Source organism: Pseudomonas sp. FW305-7 (assembly GCF_058786735.1).
Genome location: NZ_JBYSZA010000043.1, coordinates 1 through 20,908, shown reverse-complemented (window position 1 = coordinate 20,908; position 20,908 = coordinate 1). Strand labels below are relative to the sequence as shown.

Below are 20,908 nucleotides of genomic sequence, written 5' to 3'. Positions count from 1 at the left end.
TCCAGTCAGTGAAATCTATGGCTTGCGCAGCAGATACGTATCCATGATCCACCCATGCTCCAGCCGCGCAGCCTTGCGCACCCGTTCGATTTCATCCGCCACCTCCCCCAGCTTGCCGCTGATCAGGATCTCATCCGGCGTCCCCAGGTAAGCCCCCCAGTAAATCTCGGTCTGCGGATCAGCCACATGGTGGTAGGAATCTTCAGCATCGAGCATCACCACCAGACTGTCCGCGTCACTGACCTTGCCAGCCGCCAACCGCCGGCCCGTGGTGATTTCCACCGAGTTTCCGATGGTGTTCAGCGGCACCTTGTGCTGCGCGGCCAGCGCCTGAACGCTGGTAATCCCGGGGATCACTTCAAACTCGAAGGCACAGCGGCCTTGCGCAAGAATCGCCTGCAAAATCCGAACAGTGCTGTCATACAACGCCGGATCGCCCCACACCAGAAAACCGCCGCACTCACCGTCAGACAATTCGTCATTGATCAGCCGTTCGAAGGTTTGCTGCTTGGCGCGGTTGAGATCATCAACGCTGGCGCTGTAGTCCACATCACCGCGCTCACGCTCCGGGCTGTGGGCCTCGGCGAAGCGGTACGTCGGATCGGTGATATAGCGCTCGCAGATTTCGCGACGCAGATCGATCAGTTTGTCCTTGCTCTGGCCTTTATCCATCAGAAAGAACACATCCACGCGGTTCAGCGCTTTCACCGCCTGCATCGTGATGTAGTCCGGATTACCGGCGCCGATGCCAATCACCAACAGTTGTTTCATCAGCGTGCTCCTTCAAGGTCGAGACCGGGCAAGCGCAGTCGCCAGAGACCGGTAAAGCGCAATTCGATCACCGACAGCGGCTCGACATCAATGCAATGAAAGGCTGAGCCGCCCATCATCTGGATCAGCGCGGCGCGGATGACAAACGGATGGGTGACTGCCACCACGTGGCCCGGCGTGACTTGCAAACTTTGCAGCCACGCTGCCACACGTTCACAAAGCTGGGCCACCGATTCACCACCATGAGGCGTGGCGTGGGGATCTTCCAGCCAGGCCTGCAGCGCCGCGTCTTCCTCACGCTGCAGATCCTTGATCGCCCGGCCGTGCCACCGCCCCCAATCACAATCGCGCAGCGCCTCTTCGACTTGCGCATCGGCACCGAACCACCGAGCCGTCTGGCGAGTGCGCAATTCAGGGCCGCAGATCAGGCGTCGTGGGGCTGCGAAACGCCCGGCCAGCGAGTCAGAAGCCAGCGCAGTGTTTTCAACAGGCTCATTCGTAGGAAAACACGCCAATTTTTGTGCGACGGTTCGCGCATGGCACATCAGGGTCAAACAGGTGGTCTGCACGATCATTCACTCTGTCGATAGTCATGAAAATCCACGGCGCAATGCCGAATCGAGGGTAATTGTGCCGTAAACCGGGGGTTCAGGGGGGCTTGATGCAATGTCGCGAAAAAGTGACTTAAGCGCAAAAACGGTAATGTCTGACATGGCTGTGGGCAATGGACTACAAGACCTGTCGACTCCGGTGTAGCCCTTGTTACACGGGCGTCTTGCTCCATTTTGGGGCCTTTTCAACAGCACGAAGAATTCACTAGACATGTAGCGCCAGTTACATAAATACTGTTTTAACGGATTGTGAAGCGAATTCGACACACCCATCCAGCAGGAGCCAGGATGCCCCCTCTCAGAGACTTGATCACCGACCCCGGCCTCGATCTTACGCCGTCGGAACGTAAAGTCGTGCGCGCCTTGCTGGACCAGTACCCGAGAAACGGCCTGGGGCCGATGGCGCGTCTGGCCGAACATGCCGGAGTCAGCGATCCGACCATCGTACGGCTGGTAAAAAAACTCGGTTTCGGCGGTTACGCCGAATTCCAGGATGCGCTGCTCAGCGACATGGACCATCGCCTGCGCTCGCCTCGTACGTTGTTGCAACCTCGCGCGCAACAGCACAAGGATGACGCCTGGAGCCACTATCTGGCTGACAGCCATCGCTTGTTGGTCGATACACAATCGCTGACCCAGCCTGAAGATGTGCGCATCCTCACCGACTGGCTGCTTGATGCCCGGCATCAGGTGTACTGCTTCGGCGGGCGTTTCAGCAGCCTGATGGCGACTTACCTGCTCAATCACTTGCGCCTGCTGCGCCCCGGTTGCTTTGCCCTGGAGGACAACGCGCAACTGCCGGATCGACTGTTCGATCTGCAACGTCAGGACGTGGTGCTGGTGTTCGACTACCGCCGCTATCAGACCCAGGCCCTGCGCGTCGCCAGTGCGGCGAAAAACAATAGCGCACGCGTGGTGTTGTTCACTGACATCTACGCCTCGCCGCTGCGCGAAATGGCCGACCTGATCATCAGCGCCCCGGTGGAATCGGCCTCACCGTTCGACACCATGGTGCCGGCGCTGGCACAGGTCGAAGCGCTGATCGCCTGTCTGACCCTGCGCACCGACAATCTGGCCGATCGCCTGGAAGGCATCGACGCCCTGCGCAACGACTTCAACACCCACCTGCTGGAGGATAAATAAGGATGTTCAGCCTTCCCCACCGCTCGCCGCGGGACTTGCCCTTTGTCACCGATCACACTGCGTTGTTGTTGGTGGACATGCAGCGTGCCTGGCTCGAACCGCAGTTCGACCCGCACCTGAACGGCCCGGACGCCGAGTATTTCCTGACCCGTGCACACATGCAGGTGGTGCCCAATCAGCGACGTTTGCTCAGCGCCTTTCGCGAAGCGCGGCAGAACGTGCTCCATACCATTATCGAAAGCCTGACCGCCGACGGCCGCGACCGCTCGCTGGATCACAAGCTGTCGGATATGCATCTGCCCAAGGGCAGCGTGCAGGCGCGGATCATCGAAGACCTGACCCCGGTGGAAAATGAAATCGTCCTGCCGAAAACCTCTTCCGGGGTCTTCAACTCGACCAACATCGACTACGTGCTGCGCAACCTTGAAACCCGTCACCTGATCATCGCCGGCATTGTCACCGACCAGTGCGTGGACATGGCCGTGCGTGACGCCGCCGACCGCGGCTATCTGGTAACGCTGGTCGAAGACGCCTGCGCCACCTACACCCCGGCGCGACATGACGCCTGCCTCAACGCGATCAAGGGCTATTGCTGGATCACCGACACGCAAACCGTGCTCGGCCGGTTGCAGGAGATGCGGCCATGAGCGCCCGCCTGACGCCGTTGCCGATGACCACCATCGTCACCACCGACCTGATCGGCATCACCCGTGGCCGCTCGTTTCCCACCGATGAGCTGGAACACTACCAAGCCGCCGGTTGTGGCTGGGTGCCGGCCAACAGCGCGCTGACGCCGCAGGACATCATTGCCTCGACCAATCCGTGGGGCGCCTATGGCGACTTGCGTCTGATCCCCGACCTGAGCAGCCGCGTTACCGTCAGCAACGGCCCGGATCCCGAAGCGCCCGCGCTGGACTTTATCCATGGCGACATCCGCGAAACCGATGGCCGGCCGTGGGGTGCCTGCCCGCGCACGCTGTTGCGCGACGAAATCGAACGCTATCGCGATCAACTCGGCTTGCAGGTCAATGCCGCGTTCGAACATGAATTCAACCTGCACGCAGGCTTTGCCGAACACCTGGCGTTTTCCCTCGAAGCCCAGCGCCAGGGCGCCGAATTCGGTGGCTGGCTGCTCAGCGCCTTGCGTGCCGGCGGTGTCGAACCGGAAATGTTCCTGCCTGAATACGGCAAGCACCAATACGAAATCACCTGCCGCCCGACGCTTGGCGTCGCCGCGGCGGATCGTGCGGTCAATGTGCGCGAGATCACCCGCGAGATCGCCCGGCAAATGGGCCTCGACCTGAGCTTCGCGCCGAAAACCGCAGCCGACGCGGTGTGCAACGGCGTGCACCTGCACGTCAGCCTGCTCGATCTGGCCGGCCAGCCGATGCTCTACGACGCCGGCACCAGCAATGGCCTGTCGACCCTCGGCCAGCATTGGGCGGCGGGCATCCTGCATTACTTGCCGGCGTTGTGTGCGTTCACCGCACCGACGCCGGTGTCGTACGAGCGTTTGCAGCCGCACCACTGGAGCGCGTCGTACGCCTGCCTCGGCCAACAGAACCGTGAAGCTGCGTTGCGCATTTGCCCGACCGTGACCCTCGGCGGCAAACCCGTAGCCACGCAATTCAACGTCGAGTTCCGCGCCATGGACGCCACCGCCTCGCCGCACCTGGCCATGGCCGCACTGTTGATTGCCGGACGCCTGGGCATCGAACAGCGTCTGGCCTTGAACGCGATCACCGATGAAATGCCCGATTCACTCAACGACGAGCAACGCAAGGCCCGGGGCATCGTCGCCCTGCCCGCCTCGCTGGCCCAGGCCCTGGATTGCCTGCGCGACAGCGCCGCCTTCAACGAATGGCTGCCCAAGCCGTTGCTCGACACTTACCACGCCCTGAAAACCGAGGAACTGGCGCTGACGGAACAGCTCTCGCCCGCTGACCTGTGTGAACACTATGCACGCCTGTACTGAATCCGCCGAGCTGGGGTTGTACACCCGACCGGTCTACAACCTGAGCCGCGCCGACTCGACGCACCCGTTGATTCTGGTGTGCGAGCACGCCAGTCGTTACATACCCGAGGCCCTGAACAATCTGGGCCTGGACGATGTCGCCGCCCGTGAACACATCGCGTGGGACATCGGTGCGCTGCAACTGGCCGAGCGATTGTCGGAGCAACTCGGCGCAACGCTGCTGAGCGCCAACTATTCGCGGCTGCTGATCGACCTCAATCGCCCACGGCATGCCCCCGACAGCATTCCCGCGCAGAGCGAGATCTATCAGGTGCCGGGCAACCGTGAGCTGGACGAAGCCGCGCGCGAATACCGTCGGCAGACGCTGTTCAAACCGTTCCACGCGCGTTTGCAGACACTGATCGACGAGCGCATCGCCAAGGGCCAACCGGTGCGAGTGGTCGGGATTCACAGTTTCACCCCGGTGTACTACGGCCAGCCACGCCCACTGGAAATCGGCGTGCTGTTCGGCCAGGCCAAGGCCTATGCCCAGCGTTTGCTCGACGGTCTCGAAAAACACCCGCTGAAAGTGGCCGGCAACCAGCCGTACAAGATCGATCCGCTGGGCGATATGACCGTGCCCGTGCATGGCGATGCTCGGGGTCTGGATTCAGTGCTGATCGAGGTGCGCAACGACTTGCTGCGCAATCCCGAGGACGTGGCGCGCTGGGCTGGGTATCTGGCGCCATTGCTGTAAGAAAAAACGCCTGTAGAGACTGCTGATGCTGTAACGGATTACCGATAGAACAACTAAAAAACAATCGATGGCTGACAAGGAGTTGCGCTTCATGGAAATTGAAGAATTCGGCTACAAGCAAGAGTTGAAACGTAGCCTGACCCTCACCGACCTGGTGGTCTACGGGATGATCTTCATGATCCCCATCGCCCCGTTCGGTGTGTATGGCTACGTCAACGCCGAGGCACCGGGGATGGTGCCGCTGGCGTACATCATCGGCATGGTGGCGATGCTGTTCACGGCGTTGAGCTACGGCAGCATGGCCAAGGCTTTTCCGATTGCCGGTTCCGTGTACTCCTACGCGCAACGCGGCCTCAATCAACACGTCGGCTTCATCGCCGGCTGGCTGATGCTGCTCGATTACCTGCTGATTCCGCCGCTGCTGTATGTGTATGCGGCCATGGCGCTCAATCACTTGTATCCGGACATTCCGAAAGTCGGCTTCATTCTGGCGTTTCTTGTCAGCGCGACCTTCGTCAACCTGCGCGGCATCACCTTCACCGCACGGATGAACATCATTTTCCTGCTGGCGCAATTGGTGGTGCTGGGGATCTTCCTGTTCTACGCCTGGAACGCCTTGCACAACGGCGGCGGTAACGGTGAGCTGACCCTGGCGCCGCTGTATCACCCGGAAACCTTCAACTTCGCCCTGCTGATGCAAGCGGTATCGATCGCAGTACTGTCGTTCCTCGGCTTCGATGCGATTTCCACCCTCGCAGAAGAAATCAAAGGCGACCCGGGCAAGAGCGTCGGCAAAGCCGCGTTGATCACACTGGTGGTCATGGGCGTGATTTTCGTTGCGCAAACCTGGATCGCTACCGATCTGGCCGCCGGCATGGGCTTCAAGTCAGCCGACACCGCGTTCTATGAAATCGCCGAAATCGCCGCTGGCAGTTGGCTGGCAACGCTGACCGGTGTGGCAACTGCACTGGCTTGGGGCGTGGCCGTGGCGATCACCTCGCAAGCCGCGGTCTCGCGCCTGCTGTTCGGCATGGCCCGCGACGGCAAGCTGCCGAAAGTGCTGGCCAAGGTCCACCCAAACCACAACACGCCGTACCTGAGCATTTATCTGGTGGCGGTGCTGTCGCTGGTGATCTGCTACCTGTTCATCAACTCGGTCGACACCCTGACCTCGCTGGTCAACTTCGGCGCACTCAGCGGTTTCATGCTGCTGCACCTGACCGTCATCAACTACTACTGGCGTCGGCAAAAGTCCGGTCAGGTTGTGCGCCACCTGATCTGCCCGGTGATCGGCTTCATCATCGTCGCGGCCATCATGTACAACATGGGCGTCGATGCGCAGAAACTCGGCCTGATCTGGATTGCCCTGGGTCTGGTGTACCTGTTCTTCCTCAACAAGCTCGGCGCCAGTACCGCGTTGCCTGACCCGAGCAACGGCTGACAAGAAAAAGAGCGGCGTCTGACAACAAATCAGGCGACCGCCGATTTAACGCGTGGAACCCGACAGTGATAGTCAGGTTCGGTGATTCGCCGAACCTTTTGATACAGGAGTACATCCATGCTGGTCTTACGCCCAGTCGAAGCGACTGACCTGACCCAGCTCCAACAATTGGCCCGCGACAGCCTGGTGGGCGTGACCTCCCTGCCGGACGACAGCGACCGCCTGCGCGAGAAAATCGCCGCTTCCTCTGCGTCGTTCGACAGCGACGCCGCGGCGCACGGCCCGGAAAACTACTTCTTCGTGCTGGAAGACCTGAGCAATCAGCGGCTGTTGGGCTGCTCGGAGATTCTCGCCACCGCCGGTTTCGACGAACCCTTCTACAGCCTGCGCAACCGCCACTTCACCAGTGCCTCGCGGGAACTGAACATTGAGCACGGCGTGCCGGCGCTGTCGTTGTGCCACGACCTGAACGATCACACCCTGCTGCGCGGTTTCCACATCGACGCGGCGCTGGTGCGCACGCCGTTTTCCGAATTGCTCTCGCGGGCACGCTTGCTGTTCATAGCGGCCCACGCGCAGCGCTTTGCCGAAGCGGTGATCACCGAAATCGTCGGTTACAGCGACGAGAGCGGCAACTCGCCGTTCTGGGATGCGCTGGGCAAGCATTTCTTCGATCTGCCCTACGTCGAAGCCGAGCGTCTGTGCGGGTTGCAGAGCCGCACATTCCTTGCCGAACTGATGCCGCAATACCCGATCTACGTGCCGATGCTGCCGCAAGCGGCGCAGGACTGTATTGGCAAAATCCATCCGGACGGCCAGGAAGCCTTCGACATTCTTGAGCGTGAAGGTTTTGAAACCAACAGCTACATCGACCTGTTCGACGCCGGCCCGACGCTGTTCGCGCGCACGGCGAACATCCGCTCGATCGTCCACAGCCAGATCGCCGCCGTGCAGCAACAGCCACAGATTGATGCGCGTGGCCGTTATCTGCTGAGCAACGATGCGCTGCACGGCTTCCGGGCCATCGTCGCCGAACTCGATTACCAGCCCGATCAACCGCTGTCCCTCACCCCTGCAATGTGTGCGGCGCTGAACGTGACCGATGGCAGCCAGATCCGCCTGATTGCCCTGTGAACCGCGCCCGGTTCCGCACCCAACGACAGTGCCCGAACAGGCGCGCAGAAGGAGTTACAGCATGATTGTCCGCCCGGTTAAAGTCAGCGACCTGCCAGCCTTGATGGCTCTGGTAAAACAGGCGGGCCCTGGGTTCACCACCCTGCCGGCCAATGAAGATCGCCTGTCCCACCGGGTACGCTGGGCGCAACGCGCGTTCGCCGAACAGGTGGAACGTGCCGACGCCGACTACCTGTTCGTGCTCGAAGACGATGACATGCGCGTGGTCGGCGTCAGCGCCATGGCCGGGGCGATCGGCTTGCGCGAGCCCTGGTACAACTATCGCGTCGGTTTGACCGTGAGTTCGGCGCCGAACCTGGGCATTCAGCGGCAGATTCCGACGCTGTTTCTCAACAATGAACTGACTGGCCAATCGGAGTTGTGCTCGTTGTTTCTGGGCCATGAGCATCGTCACGGCAGTAACGGGCGTCTGCTGTCGTTGGGGCGCCTGCTGTTCGTCGCCGAGTTTCCGCACCTGTTTGGCGAAAAGATGATCGCCGAATTGCGCGGCAGCGCCGATGAGCTGGGCTGTTCGCCGTTCTGGGACAGCCTGGGTCGGCACTTCTTTCAAATGGATTTCAGCCACGCCGACCATTTGTCGGGGCTGGGCAACAAATCCTTTATCGCTGAGCTGATGCCGCGCCAACCGCTGTACACCTGCATGCTCACTGAACAGGCCCAGGCGGCCATCGGCCAGGCGCACCCCAACACCGAGCCGGCGCTGAAAATTCTTCAGGCCGAGGGTTTCACGCATAAGGGCTATATCGACATTTTTGACGGTGGACCGGTGATTGAAGCGCCGGTCCGCAACATCCGCACGGTACGCGACAGCCTTGAGTTGACCCTGAGCCTCGGTAGCCCGGACGAACAGGCGCCTCTGTGGCTGATCCATAACCGCCGCCTGGAAAACTGCCGCATCACGGTGGCGCGGGCGCGTCGGGTCGGCAGCAGCCTGGTGATCGATCGTCTGACGGCCAAACGCTTGCAGTTGCAACCGGGCAATTCGGTCAGGGCGGTAATGTTGCCCAATCAACAGCAGCAGGCTGTGGCAGCCTGACTGTCCACTCCTTCGAAGATGAATCCTTTCAGCAGGAGATTCGTCGGCAAACAGCCACCTTGCAAATTCGTCATGATCCTTGACCCATTCGCGTGATAGCCTTTTCACTCTTCGGCGTTGACACCTTTGCTCAAGCCTTTCCATTCCTTTGTATTGGTGGAACTCGTATGACCAGGCTTTCTCATCAAGATTTGCGCCGTAACTTCCGTCAGCTGCTGGCCTCCGACACCTGCTACCACACGGCTTCGGTGTTCGACCCGATGTCCGCACGCATTGCCGCTGACCTGGGTTTCGAAGTGGGGATTCTCGGCGGGTCCGTGGCCTCGTTGCAGGTGCTCGGCGCGCCGGACTTTGCCCTGATCACCCTCAGCGAGTTCGCCGAACAGGCCACCCGCATCGGCCGCGTCGCCCAATTGCCGGTGATCGCCGATGCCGACCACGGCTACGGCAACGCCCTCAACGTGATGCGCACCATCGTCGAACTGGAACGCGCCGGCGTCGCCGCCCTGACCATCGAAGACACCCTGCTGCCCGCGCAATTCGGGCGTAAATCCACCGATCTGATCTCGGTCGCCGAAGGCGTCGGCAAGATCCGCGCGGCGCTGGAAGCACGGGTCGATTCGGAAATGGCGATCATCGCCCGCACCAACGCCGGCATTCTGCCGAATCAGGAAATCATCAGCCGCACCCGCCAATATCAGGCCGCAGGCGCTGACGGCATCTGCATGGTGGGCGTGCAGGACTTCGATCAGCTTGAGCAGATCGCCGAACACCTGACCGTGCCACTGATGCTGGTCACCTACGGCAACCCGGCGCTGCGTGACGACAAGCGTCTGGCCGAACTGGGCGTGCGCGTGACCATCGATGGGCATGGTGCTTACTTTGCGGCGATCAAGGCAACCTACGACAGCCTGCGCGAACAGCGGCAGATCTTTACCCAGGCTTCCGACCTGAGCGCGACCGAGTTGACGCACACCTATACCCAGCCGGAGGAATACATTCTCTGGGCCAAGGAATACATGAGCGTCAAGGAGTAATAAGTTGGCCGGGCTGACGCCATCGCTGGCAAGCCAGGCTCCCACAGGTTATGCGGTTAATGACCGATTTGTGCTCATCACCAAACCCTGTGGGAGCTGGCTTGCCAGCGATGGCGTCAGCCGCATCACCGCTACATCGGGGTTTTGTACGCCTCCTCCCGCTGCATCGCCCGCACCTGAATCACATTCAGAATCGCACACCCCTCGCGCATCAACAGATGCACCGCGCTGGTCACCCGCGTCAGATCACAATCGGAAATGCCTTTGAGGTTGAGACTGGCCAGGGTGTCGGCCAGATCGCGCACGACGACGAACCGGTGCATTGCACAGGCGGCCATGTCGCTGAGTTCTGTATGGGTGTTGATGAAGAGCACCGGGGATTCGGCGTCGTAGGTGTCGATGGGGAGGTAGCGGGGCATTACTTGGTCGGTCATAGGTGTATCTCCAGGTAAAGCAACCACCGTTCGCGGCCAAACGAATCAGGTGGCAGCTGTGTGCGGGTTGGCCGACCAGATACCTGAAAGATCCGGCACACCCGCAGGTGTCCCGCGCACAGCTACCATTACACGCTGCTCAGGCCTTGGAGGTCTGAACAATGGCACTGTTGCATTTCAGGTTACCGACCGGCCAAGGTCGTTCGCGGTGTTTTTCCGCGAACTCGAACTATAGAGGTCGATACCGAAATGCGGCAACAGGTTACGTTGTAGGAAACGTCTTGGAAAGTTGTGCGCCGCTCAAGCCTTCCACTTTTCCCACGAATAACATCAAGTTGTAAGCCTTTTGCTAAATCCCGGCGATACGAATTCTGGAAAGTTGCGCACTTGATCGCCTTATGCACAATCGTCACGAATCAGGCGGTATTTCACCCTATCAAATTGACGGACCGTTTTATTTTGGGGCAATTGATACCGGGCAGATTAATTTACCGGTCTTTGTCTTGAATGAGCACAGATCTGCATCCGTATTCACAGTGAACGCTTGGTCCGTAGGAAATGAAACATCGTGTACGGGATAAAATGCCCCCTTCAGTGCAAAAGCATAGCCCGCAAGACTTAAAAAGATCCCAAGGGCAGTGAGTTTTTTATTTGCAGATTGACTAAAGTCAAAGATCAGCGTTGCAACCCCAATCCAGACTCCCGCGCACAATGTTCCCAATGAAAAAGCAATTGGGCCGCCCGATGACATCGCCAGACAAAGCAAAAGTACGGCGATAAAAATACCTACGGATACCAGCAACAGAGCAACTATGTGTTTGGCTGTTGTCGATACCTTGCTTTCTTCCTGAGTATCTGCCTTGTCCGTCATCTGTCTTCCTTGGAATGTGGTTATTAGGGATTGGGATTATCCCCAGTAGTTTTTGATCCTACGGCAGGATCGAAGACATCATTATGGCATCACACATTCATTGGGGACGAGTGGTAATTTCGAGAGGCCGGAGAGTGCGAGAATTACACCGAATCCAGCAGTGGCTGTTTCGGCAGGTTGTCGCAATTGCACACCACCCGATTGCGCCCGCTCGCCTTGGCTTCATACAACGCCTGATCCGCGTCATTGAGCCAGCGCGTCGCATCGGCATGGGCCGGTTCGTACGCCGCCAGACCGATACTCAGACTGACCTTCAACGCCGGGTTCTGCTCATACCCCAGCGTGGCGAAGCGCTCGCGCAATGCTTCCATCGCCTGCGCGGCATGAAACAGCGGCAAATCCGGGAGGATCACGCAGAACTCATCGCCGCCATAACGGCCGCCAACGTCGGTGGCACGCAGATTCTGCTTGAGCATCTTGCTCAATTGCCGCAACACGATGTCGCCGGCGACATGCCCGTAGGTGTCGTTGATTGCCTTGAAATGGTCGATGTCGATCAGCGCAATCGCCGCGCCCTGCTTCTGCCGTTTGCAGCGCTGAAAAGCGATTTCCAGTTGATCCTTCCAGGCGCCGTGGTTGAGCAAACCGGTGAGACTGTCGGTGCGGCTCAGCGCCAGCAACTCGCGTTTATGCCGGCCGAGCGTGTAGGCCTGTCGAAAGCAGATCCAGCCCAGGGCCAACGGATACAGGAGCAATAACGGGAAACAGGCATACATTTGCGCAGGCGAGGTTTGCGGCACGAACGCCGGGGCAAACACCACCAGCCCCACGCCTACCCCAAGAAGCTGCGCCGCCGAACCGGCCAGCAGAAAACGCAAACCGCCGATGGCGACGTTGTTCATCGCCATCATCGAAATTGTCGTTGCCGTGGGCAGCGGATTGAAATGCATGGCGGCGACCCAGAAGCCACCGAGGAAGGCGTCGATCAACAGATTGCGGTGTTCGGCGTGGTACGGCACCCGCGCGCGACGCGCCCATTGATACGCCAGATGCGGCCAGACCAGGCCATTGAACAGCATCAGCGCCCAGACCCACAGCGGCGGATCGAGCGTGTACATCGCCACAGACACGCAGAGCAGCCCAAGCATCAGCCCGAGGACTCGCGATGTATAAAGCCTCCTGGCTAATGAAAGTCCCTTTCCTCCCGTGTTTCCCATAAGGGCCTCGACCACTCGACGGAACTGCACACCGCAGGACGGATGTGCTGGGAGTCTAACAGGGCAACGTTAAATAGCCATCACCGGCCAGCGGCCTCAACAGAACACCTCAAGCCCGCTTCCAATGGGGAAGTATTGCCAACGCGCACAGTGCAAATATTTGGCTATACCTGAAAGGATGAAAATGGAAAAACAACTATAAGAAGGAGACCCATGCAGACCTACCAAGTGTTGATCATCGGCAGCGGATTTGGCGGGCAGTGCGCGGCGGTCAATCTGCTCAAGGCCGGGATCGACGATTTTCGCCTGCTGGAACGCCGTGACTTTTTCGGTGGCACATGGTGCCAGAACACCTACCCCGGTGCGGCGGTGGATGTGCCGTCGCCGCTGTATTCATTGTCGTTCGCGCCCTACCGCTGGTCGCAGATGTTCGCCGAACAGGCAGAATTGCACCGCTACACCGAACACGTCATCGACCGGTTTGGTCTACGCGAGCGGGTGGAACTGCAAGCCGATGTCGAACGCGTCGAGTGGGACGACGCGGAAAAGCGCTGGGCCGTGCACACGGCCAGCAAAGGCACGTTCTACGCACAGTTCCTGATCAATGCCACCGGGCCATTGAGCCAACCGGTGATCCCGCACTTCCCCGGGCAAGATCGCTTTCATGGCAAGACCTTTCATACAAACAATTGGGATCACGGCTACGACTATCGCGGTAAACGCGTGGCCATCGTTGGCAGTGGCGCCAGCGCGGCGCAGGTGATTCCAGCAATTGCGCCGCAAGTCGAACAACTGCATGTGTTCCAGCGCACACCGCACTGGGTGTTACCACGCGCGGATCGCGTGTTCGGGCCGTTTCAACGTTGGCTGCTGGGCCTGAAACCAGCCTACAAACTGCTGCGCTGGCTGATCTACTGGCAGTTCGAAACCCGGGTGATCGCCTTCAAATATTCGAAACCGGCGATTCATATGGTGCAAAAGCAGGCGCTGCGTTTTCTCAAACGTCAGGTGCCCGATCCGGCACTGCAGGAAAAACTCATCCCGGACTTCACCATCGGCTGCAAACGGGTACTGGTCTCCAGCACTTATTACCCGGCGCTGAGCCGCGCCAACGTGACGCTGCACACCCGCGCACAAGGCATCGCTTCAATCGACGAAAGCGGGATCAACACTCAGGACGGCCAGCACATCGACGTTGATCTGATCGTCTGGTCGACCGGTTACGACGCCACCGACGGCGTGATTTCCTACCCGGTCAGCGGAAAAAACGCCGTGCAACTCAGAGATGTCTGGGCCGACTATCCCCGCGCCTATCTCGGCACCAGCCTGCCGGACTTTCCCAACCTGTTTATCGTCACCGGGCCCAACACCGGCATCGGCCACACCTCGGCGCTGTTCATCATCGAGTCGCAGATGAACTACATCCTCGACTGCATCCGCACTGTAAAAGCCAGAGGCTTGCACAGCATCGAAGTGCGCCCCGAGGCAGAACGTACCTACACTGCAATGATCCACCGGGAGATGGAACGCACGGTCTGGAAGTCCGGCGGCTGCCACAGTTGGTATCAAAGCAAGAGCGGTCATGTGATCGCGATGTTTCCCGGCTTCAGTTTCAGCTATCACCGCTTGACCCGGGCGCTGAAACCGGCCGACCACATTTTGTCCTGACTACGTAAAAGGAAGACGTCGATGCTTTTGCTGTTTGTCGCCCTCGCGGTGTTCGTGGCCTGGAGCTGGTTGAGTTATCCGGCGGTTGGCCACTGGCTGTATGACCTGAACATGGCCATCGAGGCCAAGTTGTACAAACTGCACAAGATTGAAGTGCCGATTGCCGAGATGACGGTGTCGACCTGGCAAGGTGGGCCTTACGAGGCGGCCAGTGCGATCCTGATGCTGCACGGCTACAGCGCCGACAAGAACCTGTGGCTGCGCTTTTCCCGGCATTTCGTGCGCCAGTATCGGGTGATCATTCCGGACCTGGCGGGCCACGGTGAAACCGGCTTCAAGGCCGGCGGTGGCTACGACATTCCGTTGCAGGCCAAGCGCATGATCCAGTTGCTGGATGTCTGCGGTGTGGAGAAAGTCCATGTGATCGGCAACTCCATGGGCGGTTACATCGCGGCGTGGCTGGCGGCGACGTATCCGGAGCGCATTGCTTCGGTGGCGCTGATCGATCCGGCCGGCGTAACCGCACCAGAGGCCAGCGACATGGAGCGCCACCTGGCCCGTGGGCATAACCCGTTTCTGATCAATTCCCGGGAGGAATTCCGCCAGTTTTATGCAATGACCATGGCTTCGCCGCCGTGGGTCCCGAAGCTGGTGCTGGACGCGATTGCTCAGCGCTATGAACAACAACGCGATGACCTGGAAGAAATTTTCCGCGATTTCCGCGCCAGCCCGCCGATGGAGCCGAAACTGGCCGACATCAAATGTCCCGCGCTGCTGCTGTGGGGCCGCAAGGATCGGTTGATCGACGTCAGCAGCGTGCCGGTCTGGAGCAAGGGCATCGCCAATTTGCAGGTGGATGTATGGGATGGCGTCGGGCATATGCCGATGGTCGAACAGCCGGGGAATACCGCACGGCTGTACCGGGACTTTCTCGGAAACCAAAAATGATCCTCAAGATAAACCCGACCCCTGTGGTGAGGGGATTTATCCTCGATGGGTTGCGAAGCAGCCCCCATCCTGTGCATGCAATCTGTCTGATCCTCAGCATTCTCTGCACTGGGGCCGCTGCGCGACCCATCGGGGATAAATCCCCTCACCACAGTCAATCCTCCTCATCACCAGAGAGATTCGGGTTGAGATGAACATTCTTTATGACGAACGCCTCGACGGCCCGTTGCCGGATGTGAACAAAGCCGATCTGCTCAAGGCCTTGCAGCGCGCCGTGCCTGATCTCGACATTCTCTGGCGCGAAGAAGAGCTCAAACCCTACGAATGCGACGGCCTCTCCGCCTACCGCACCACACCGATGCTGGTCGCCCTGCCCCATCGACTCGAACAAGTCCAGACCCTGCTCAAACTGTGCCACCAGCAAAACGTCCCCGTGGTCGCCCGTGGCGCTGGCACCGGTTTGTCCGGCGGTGCCTTGCCGTTGGAAAAAGGCCTGCTGCTGGTGATGGCGCGCTTCAACAACATCCTGCACATCGACCCGGCCGCCCGCACCGCCCGCGTGCAACCCGGCGTGCGCAATCTGGCGATCTCCCAGGCTGCCGCGCCGTTCGGTTTGTATTACGCGCCCGACCCGTCCTCGCAAATCGCCTGCTCGATCGGAGGCAACGTCGCCGAAAACGCCGGTGGCGTGCATTGCCTCAAGTACGGCCTGACCGTACACAACCTGCTGAAAATCGAAGTGCTGACCATTGAAGGCGAACGCTTGACCCTGGGCTCCGAGGCCCTCGATTCACCAGGTTTCGATTTGCTCGCGCTGTTCACCGGTTCCGAAGGTCTGCTGGGGATCATCACTGAAGTCACCGTCAAACTGCTGCCCAAACCGCAAGTTGCCAAGGTACTGCTGGCCAGTTTCGACTCCGTGGAAAAGGCCGGGCGTGCCGTGGCTGAAATCATTGCGGCGGGGATCATTCCCGGCGGTCTGGAGATGATGGACAACCTGGCGATTCGCGCCGCCGAAGACTTTATCCACGCCGGCTACCCGGTCGACGCCGAAGCGATCCTGCTGTGCGAACTCGATGGCGTCGAAGCCGATGTCCACGACGACTGCCAACGGGTGCGCGAGGTCATGACCGCGGCCGGCGCTACCGAAGTGCGCCAGGCCCGCGACGAAGCCGAGCGCGTGCGTTTCTGGGCCGGGCGCAAAAATGCCTTTCCGGCCATCGGCCGCTTGTCGCCGGATTATTACTGCATGGACGGCACCATCCCGCGCCGCGAACTGCCCGGCGTGCTGCAAGGCATCGCCCGCCTCGGCGAGGAATATGGCTTGCGCGTGGCCAACGTGTTTCATGCCGGCGACGGCAACATGCATCCGCTGATTCTGTTCGATGCCAACCAGCCCGGCGAGCTGCACCGCGCCGAAGCCCTCGGCGGCAAGATTCTCGAATTGTGCGTGCACGTTGGCGGCAGCATCACCGGTGAACACGGGGTCGGCCGCGAGAAAATCAATCAGATGTGCGCGCAATTCAACAATGACGAACTCAGCCTGTTCCACGCCGTTAAAGCCGCGTTTGACCCGCAAGGCCTGCTCAATCCCGGCAAAAATATCCCGACCCTGCACCGCTGCGCCGAGTTCGGTGCCATGCACATTCACGCCGGGCAACTGCCGTTTCCCGAGCTGGAGCGTTTCTGATGGCCGATTTCGATGCTGCCGACGCCCTGCTCGATCAGGTCAATGAAGCACGGGCCAATGCCACGCCGCTAAAAATTCAGGGCGGCAACAGCAAGGCGTTTCTCGGCCGCGAGGTGGCCGGTGAAGTGCTCGATACCCGCGTGCATCGCGGCATCGTCCGTTATGACCCAACAGAGCTGGTGGTCACCGTGCGCGCAGGTACACCGTTGTCCGAGTTGCTCGCGGCACTGGACGCTGCCGGTCAGATGTTGCCGTGCGAGCCGCCGTCGTTCGGCGAAAGCGCCACGGTCGGCGGCATGATCGCCGTCGGGCTGTCCGGCCCTCGACGGCCATGGTCGGGCTCGGTACGTGATTTCGTCCTCGGCACGCGAGTGATCACCGGGCTCGGTCAACACCTGCGTTTCGGCGGCGAGGTGATGAAAAACGTCGCCGGTTATGACCTGTCGCGGCTGATGGCCGGCAGTTATGGCTGTCTCGGTGTGCTGACCGAAGTCTCGCTGAAAGTCCTGCCCAAACCCCGCCAGTGCCTGAGCATCCGCCTCGATATCGATTGCGCGCGGGCACTGGCCAATCTCGCCGAATGGGGCCAGCAACCGTTGCCGATCAGCGCGGCGTGCCACGATGGCAACAGTCTGTACCTGCGACTGGAGGGCGGCGAAGGATCAGTGACGGCGGCGCATCAACGCCTGGGCGGTGAGGCGCTGGATTCGCTGTTCTGGCGCGATTTGAACGAGCAACGTTTGTCATTTTTTGACGAGGGTCTGCCGCTGTGGCGGCTGTCATTGCCGAACAATCTTGGCCCACTCGACCTGCCCGGCGAACAACTGATCGACTGGGCCGGCGCGCAACGCTGGTTGAAATCGGACAGCCAGCACATTCATATACTCGCCCAGGAACTCGGCGGCCACGCCACCTGTTTCACCCACGGCGCCAGTGACTCACCGTTCCAGCCTTTACCCGCGACACTGCTGCGCTATCACCGGCAACTCAAGGCGCAACTCGACCCGCAAGGGCTGTTCAATCCCGGCCGGATGTACGCGGAGGTCTAGCCATGCAAACCACCCTCAGCGAGCAATCCCGAAAGCTGCCCCGCGCCGCCGAGGCGGAAAAGATCCTGCGCACTTGCGTGCATTGCGGCTTTTGCAACGCGACATGCCCGACGTATCAATTGCTCGGCGACGAACTCGATGGCCCGCGCGGGCGCATCTACCTGATCAAGCAAGTGCTCGAAGGCGCGCCAGCGACCGCGCAGACCCAACTGCATCTGGACCGTTGCCTGTCGTGCCGCAATTGCGAAACCACCTGCCCGTCGGGTGTCGATTATCACAACTTGCTCGACATTGGCCGGGCGGTGGTCGATCGCGCAGTGCCGCGCCCGGCCGCACAACGTTTGTTACGCGAGGGCTTGCGCGCATTGGCGCCGAATCCTGGGCTGTTCAAAGGCTTGTTGCGCGTCGGCACTACGTTCCGCCCGCTGTTGCCGCGGATGTTTGAAAGCAAGCTGCCGCAACATCTGCCAACGTCGGGTTTGCGCCCAGCGCCACGGCACTCGCGCCGGGTGTTGTTGCTTGAAGGCTGCGTGCAGCCGGGGCTGGCGCCGAATACCAATGACGCGACGGCGCGGGTGCTGGATCGACTCGGAATCAGTGTCACCCCGGTGACCGAGGCGGGTTGTTGCGGTGCACTGGATTATCACCTCGACGCCCAGGCCAAAGGCCTTGATCGTGCCCGGCAGAACATCGACGCCTGGTGGCCACACCTGCAAAACGGCGCCGAAGCCATCGTGCAGACTGCCAGCGGTTGTGGCGCATTCATCAAGGATTACGGGCATTTGCTGGAGGATGATCCGGCCTACGCCGACAAGGCGCGGCGGATCAGTGAGCTGACGCTGGATCTGGTGCAGATCCTCACGCAAGAACCGCTGGAGCAGATCTGCGCGGCCGCTGAACGGCGGATCGCCGTACATTGCCCCTGCACCCTGCAACATGCGCTGAAACTCGGTGGCGCGGTGGAAGCGCTGCTGACCCGCCTCGGCTTCAACCTCACCGCCGTGCCGGACGGCCATTTGTGCTGCGGCTCGGCAGGCACTTACTCCCTCACGCAACCGGCGCTTGCCCGGCAATTGCGCGACAACCGCCTCAACGCCCTAGAGAGCGGTCGCCCCGAACTGATCGTGACCGCCAATGTCGGTTGCCAGAGCCACCTCGCCAGCGCCGGACGCACACCCGTCAGGCACTGGATCGAACTGGTGGATCAGTCGTTGGCAGAATGAAGTTCGTAGGATTCTTCGTTTGCCCGCGTGTGAGAAGGCTGCGATCTTTTCCCCCATCCATTCCGTGACCGTGGCAGGAATTTTTTCATGAGCGTGCAGCCTTTCGTCAGCCCCGACCTGATCCGCCAACGCTTCTCCAAAGCGATGTCCGACATGTACCGCGAAGAAGTGCCGCTGTACGGCGCGCTAATGGAATTGGTCGAGCAGACCAATCGCGATGTGCTGTCCCGGCAGCCAGACATCGCCCGGCAACTTGATCGTACCGGTGAAATCGAGCGTCTGGACATGGAGCGTCATGGCGCCATTCGTGTGGGCACGGCGACAGAACTGGCGACCCTCGCTCGCCTGTTCGCGGTAATGGGTATGCAACCGGTGGGTTATTACGACCTGACGCCGGCGGGTGTGCCGGTGCATTCGACGGCATTTCGCGCCTTGCATGAAGAGGCGCTGCAAGTCAGTCCGTTTCGGGTATTCACCTCGTTGTTGCGCCTGGAGTTGATTGAAGACCCCGAGCTGCGCGGGTTTGCGGAGTCAGTGCTGGCCAAGCGCTCGATCTTTACGCCAGCGGCGTTGCGTTTGATCGCGCAGGCTGAAACGGCTGGCGGGCTGACGGAAGCTGAAGCCGCAGAATTCGTCCTACAGGCACTGGAAACTTTTCGCTGGCATCACAGCGCAACTGTTACCGCCGCGCAGTACCAGACACTGAGCGCCCAACACCGTTTGATCGCCGACGTAGTAGCGTTCAAAGGTCCGCACATCAATCACCTGACACCACGCACGCTGGACATCGACGCCGTACAGCAGCAGATGCCAGCCCACGGCATCACGCCCAAAGCAGTGATCGAAGGCCCGCCACGTCGGCAATGCCCGATCCTGCTGCGCCAGACCAGTTTCAAGGCACTGGACGAGCCGATCGCCTTCACCGATCAAAGCGAAACCCGTGGCAGCCACAGCGCGCGTTTCGGCGAAATCGAACAACGCGGCGCGGCGCTGACGCCCAAGGGCCGTGCGCTGTATGACCGCTTGTTGAATGCGGCCCGCGATGAACTCGGTGACTTTCCCAACGAAGGCAACGCCGCACGCTACAACGCGCTGATGACTCAACACTTTGGCGAATTCCCCGACAGCGTCGAGGGCATGCGCGCACAGGAGTTGGCGTACTTTCGCTACTTCGTGACGGAAAAAGGTGTGGCGGCAGGTAGTCTCGGCGACGCCTCGCTGGAGGATTTGTTGCGCGACGGTTATGTGAAAGCGGAACCGCTGGTGTACGAAGATTTCCTGCCGGTGAGTGCGGCGGGGATTTTTCAGTCAAATCTGGGCGATGCAGCGCAGACACACTATGGCGAACACTCCAATCGCGAGGCGTTCGAACAGGCGCTGGGGCGCTCGACCATTGATGAATTGGGCTTGTACGCCGAGACGCAACAGCGTTCGCTCAAGGAATGCGCCGACATCTTGGGCTTGAAATCAATCTGAACACCACGCTGCCCGTTGTGGCGAGGGGATTTATCCCCGATGGGCTGCGCAGCGGCCCCAAAAAAAGTGCAGTAACGAAGATCTTAGGGAGCGCTACGCACTCCAGCGGGAGCAAGCTCCCTCGCCACAGGTTTTGCATTTACTCAGCGCAAACGCTGGCGTGCTTCCTCCGGAGAAACTGGATTTTGCCTAGTCTGCAATACCCCATCCTCCCGCGTTTTCCCCAACCAGTCCGCCCCCTAAAGAAAACGTCATCACGCTCAATGATGGCATCTGGCCGTACTGCGCAAGAAGTTGCGCAGTTGCTCGTAATATTTCACTACTAAATTGCCCTACAAGCCATGATCTACGTGGCCTGTAGCCAAGTGGGCAAGAAGTTGCGCAGTAC

The 20,908-nt window shown here is 60.2% G+C and carries 19 protein-coding genes; 14 read left to right on the top strand and 5 right to left on the bottom strand.

Annotated features, from left to right (window positions below; all coding sequences use genetic code 11):
• Positions 1 to 15: 15 nt before the first annotated feature.
• Both cobF and AC3WMT_RS29235 read right to left on the bottom strand, forming a co-directional pair.
• Positions 16 to 771: a precorrin-6A synthase (deacetylating) gene (cobF, locus tag AC3WMT_RS29240; protein WP_103306904.1), complete on the bottom strand. Its 756-nt coding sequence runs from the start codon at positions 769 to 771 to the stop codon at positions 16 to 18.
• Entirely contained in the window at positions 771 to 1,340 is a 570-nt protein-coding gene (locus AC3WMT_RS29235) for a histidine phosphatase family protein (RefSeq protein WP_103306923.1), read from the bottom strand. The genes cobF and AC3WMT_RS29235 overlap by 1 nt, the downstream gene beginning before the upstream one ends.
• Positions 1,341 to 1,670: 330 nt before the next feature.
• Between AC3WMT_RS29235 and AC3WMT_RS29230 the strand changes: the two genes are divergently transcribed.
• The 8 genes from AC3WMT_RS29230 (at position 1,671) to AC3WMT_RS29195 (ending at position 9,944) form a co-directional block, all read left to right on the top strand.
• Positions 1,671 to 2,525, top strand: coding sequence for a MurR/RpiR family transcriptional regulator (locus tag AC3WMT_RS29230; protein ID WP_103306903.1), 855 nt, complete (start codon positions 1,671 to 1,673; stop codon positions 2,523 to 2,525).
• 2 nt (positions 2,526 to 2,527) lie between these two features.
• The gene (locus AC3WMT_RS29225) at positions 2,528 to 3,172 is read left to right on the top strand and encodes a cysteine hydrolase family protein (RefSeq protein ID WP_103306902.1); all 645 of its coding nucleotides are present in this window, start codon (positions 2,528 to 2,530) and stop codon (positions 3,170 to 3,172) included.
• Complete coding sequence (locus AC3WMT_RS29220; RefSeq protein ID WP_103306901.1) at positions 3,169 to 4,500, top strand: type I glutamate--ammonia ligase; 1,332 nt, start codon at positions 3,169 to 3,171, stop codon at positions 4,498 to 4,500. The genes AC3WMT_RS29225 and AC3WMT_RS29220 overlap by 4 nt, the downstream gene beginning before the upstream one ends.
• Positions 4,484 to 5,236: an N-formylglutamate amidohydrolase gene (locus AC3WMT_RS29215; protein WP_103306900.1), complete on the top strand. Its 753-nt coding sequence runs from the start codon at positions 4,484 to 4,486 to the stop codon at positions 5,234 to 5,236. Before AC3WMT_RS29220 ends, AC3WMT_RS29215 begins: the two co-directional genes overlap by 17 nt.
• Positions 5,237 to 5,327: 91 nt before the next feature.
• The gene (locus AC3WMT_RS29210; RefSeq protein ID WP_103306899.1) at positions 5,328 to 6,677 is read left to right on the top strand and encodes an APC family permease; all 1,350 of its coding nucleotides are present in this window, start codon (positions 5,328 to 5,330) and stop codon (positions 6,675 to 6,677) included.
• Between the two features lie 117 nt (positions 6,678 to 6,794).
• Positions 6,795 to 7,811: an arginine N-succinyltransferase gene (locus AC3WMT_RS29205; protein ID WP_103306898.1), complete on the top strand. Its 1,017-nt coding sequence runs from the start codon at positions 6,795 to 6,797 to the stop codon at positions 7,809 to 7,811.
• Positions 7,812 to 7,872: 61 nt separating this feature from the next.
• Positions 7,873 to 8,907, top strand: a complete 1,035-nt coding sequence (gene astA / locus AC3WMT_RS29200; RefSeq protein WP_103306897.1) for an arginine N-succinyltransferase — start codon at positions 7,873 to 7,875, stop codon at positions 8,905 to 8,907.
• A 167-nt stretch (positions 8,908 to 9,074) separates the two neighbouring features.
• Entirely contained in the window at positions 9,075 to 9,944 is an 870-nt protein-coding gene (locus AC3WMT_RS29195; RefSeq protein WP_025111253.1) for an isocitrate lyase/PEP mutase family protein, read from the top strand.
• Between the two features lie 131 nt (positions 9,945 to 10,075).
• Here AC3WMT_RS29195 and AC3WMT_RS29190 read toward each other — a convergent pair whose 3' ends face one another.
• The 3 genes from AC3WMT_RS29190 to AC3WMT_RS29180 all read right to left on the bottom strand — a co-directional run bounded on the left by AC3WMT_RS29190 (position 10,076) and on the right by AC3WMT_RS29180 (position 12,466).
• Positions 10,076 to 10,378 carry a hypothetical protein gene (locus AC3WMT_RS29190; RefSeq protein ID WP_103306896.1) on the bottom strand — a complete coding sequence of 101 codons (303 nt, stop codon included), beginning with the start codon at positions 10,376 to 10,378 and terminating at the stop codon, positions 10,076 to 10,078.
• Between the two features lie 454 nt (positions 10,379 to 10,832).
• Positions 10,833 to 11,249: a hypothetical protein gene (locus tag AC3WMT_RS29185; protein ID WP_103306895.1), complete on the bottom strand. Its 417-nt coding sequence runs from the start codon at positions 11,247 to 11,249 to the stop codon at positions 10,833 to 10,835.
• Positions 11,250 to 11,392: 143 nt separating this feature from the next.
• Positions 11,393 to 12,466: a diguanylate cyclase gene (locus AC3WMT_RS29180; RefSeq protein WP_103306894.1), complete on the bottom strand. Its 1,074-nt coding sequence runs from the start codon at positions 12,464 to 12,466 to the stop codon at positions 11,393 to 11,395.
• 213 nt (positions 12,467 to 12,679) lie between these two features.
• On the opposite strand from AC3WMT_RS29180, the gene AC3WMT_RS29175 reads away from it, so the two are divergent.
• The 6 genes from AC3WMT_RS29175 (at position 12,680) to hglS (ending at position 20,520) form a co-directional block, all read left to right on the top strand.
• Entirely contained in the window at positions 12,680 to 14,134 is a 1,455-nt protein-coding gene (locus tag AC3WMT_RS29175; RefSeq protein ID WP_103306893.1) for a flavin-containing monooxygenase, read from the top strand.
• 21 nt (positions 14,135 to 14,155) lie between these two features.
• Positions 14,156 to 15,082, top strand: a complete 927-nt coding sequence (locus AC3WMT_RS29170) for an alpha/beta fold hydrolase (RefSeq protein WP_103306892.1) — start codon at positions 14,156 to 14,158, stop codon at positions 15,080 to 15,082.
• 190 nt (positions 15,083 to 15,272) lie between these two features.
• Complete coding sequence (glcD, locus tag AC3WMT_RS29165; protein ID WP_103306891.1) at positions 15,273 to 16,772, top strand: glycolate oxidase subunit GlcD; 1,500 nt, start codon at positions 15,273 to 15,275, stop codon at positions 16,770 to 16,772.
• Positions 16,772 to 17,821, top strand: a complete 1,050-nt coding sequence (gene glcE, locus AC3WMT_RS29160) for a glycolate oxidase subunit GlcE (RefSeq protein ID WP_103306890.1) — start codon at positions 16,772 to 16,774, stop codon at positions 17,819 to 17,821. The genes glcD and glcE overlap by 1 nt, the downstream gene beginning before the upstream one ends.
• Positions 17,822 to 17,823: 2 nt before the next feature.
• Positions 17,824 to 19,044, top strand: coding sequence for a glycolate oxidase subunit GlcF (glcF, locus tag AC3WMT_RS29155; protein ID WP_103306889.1), 1,221 nt, complete (start codon positions 17,824 to 17,826; stop codon positions 19,042 to 19,044).
• 87 nt (positions 19,045 to 19,131) lie between these two features.
• The gene (gene hglS / locus AC3WMT_RS29150; protein ID WP_103306888.1) at positions 19,132 to 20,520 is read left to right on the top strand and encodes a 2-oxoadipate dioxygenase/decarboxylase HglS; all 1,389 of its coding nucleotides are present in this window, start codon (positions 19,132 to 19,134) and stop codon (positions 20,518 to 20,520) included.
• The last annotated feature ends 388 nt before the right edge of the window (positions 20,521 to 20,908 follow it).

Excerpts from the sequence above, each read along its gene's own strand:
- cobF (WP_103306904.1), bottom strand. The coding sequence starts at position 771 with ATGAAACAACTGTTGGTGATTGGCATCGGCGCCGGTAATCCGGACTAC.
- AC3WMT_RS29230 (WP_103306903.1), top strand. The coding sequence starts at position 1,671 with ATGCCCCCTCTCAGAGACTTGATCACCGACCCCGGCCTCGATCTTACG.
- AC3WMT_RS29225 (WP_103306902.1), top strand. The coding sequence starts at position 2,528 with ATGTTCAGCCTTCCCCACCGCTCGCCGCGGGACTTGCCCTTTGTCACC.
- AC3WMT_RS29220 (WP_103306901.1), top strand. The coding sequence starts at position 3,169 with ATGAGCGCCCGCCTGACGCCGTTGCCGATGACCACCATCGTCACCACC.
- AC3WMT_RS29215 (WP_103306900.1), top strand. The coding sequence starts at position 4,484 with ATGCACGCCTGTACTGAATCCGCCGAGCTGGGGTTGTACACCCGACCG.
- AC3WMT_RS29210 (WP_103306899.1), top strand. The coding sequence starts at position 5,328 with ATGGAAATTGAAGAATTCGGCTACAAGCAAGAGTTGAAACGTAGCCTG.
- AC3WMT_RS29205 (WP_103306898.1), top strand. The coding sequence starts at position 6,795 with ATGCTGGTCTTACGCCCAGTCGAAGCGACTGACCTGACCCAGCTCCAA.
- astA (WP_103306897.1), top strand. The coding sequence starts at position 7,873 with ATGATTGTCCGCCCGGTTAAAGTCAGCGACCTGCCAGCCTTGATGGCT.
- AC3WMT_RS29195 (WP_025111253.1), top strand. The coding sequence starts at position 9,075 with ATGACCAGGCTTTCTCATCAAGATTTGCGCCGTAACTTCCGTCAGCTG.
- AC3WMT_RS29190 (WP_103306896.1), bottom strand. The coding sequence starts at position 10,378 with ATGACCGACCAAGTAATGCCCCGCTACCTCCCCATCGACACCTACGAC.
- AC3WMT_RS29185 (WP_103306895.1), bottom strand. The coding sequence starts at position 11,249 with ATGACGGACAAGGCAGATACTCAGGAAGAAAGCAAGGTATCGACAACA.
- AC3WMT_RS29180 (WP_103306894.1), bottom strand. The coding sequence starts at position 12,466 with ATGGGAAACACGGGAGGAAAGGGACTTTCATTAGCCAGGAGGCTTTAT.
- AC3WMT_RS29175 (WP_103306893.1), top strand. The coding sequence starts at position 12,680 with ATGCAGACCTACCAAGTGTTGATCATCGGCAGCGGATTTGGCGGGCAG.
- AC3WMT_RS29170 (WP_103306892.1), top strand. The coding sequence starts at position 14,156 with ATGCTTTTGCTGTTTGTCGCCCTCGCGGTGTTCGTGGCCTGGAGCTGG.
- glcD (WP_103306891.1), top strand. The coding sequence starts at position 15,273 with ATGAACATTCTTTATGACGAACGCCTCGACGGCCCGTTGCCGGATGTG.
- glcE (WP_103306890.1), top strand. The coding sequence starts at position 16,772 with ATGGCCGATTTCGATGCTGCCGACGCCCTGCTCGATCAGGTCAATGAA.
- glcF (WP_103306889.1), top strand. The coding sequence starts at position 17,824 with ATGCAAACCACCCTCAGCGAGCAATCCCGAAAGCTGCCCCGCGCCGCC.
- hglS (WP_103306888.1), top strand. The coding sequence starts at position 19,132 with ATGAGCGTGCAGCCTTTCGTCAGCCCCGACCTGATCCGCCAACGCTTC.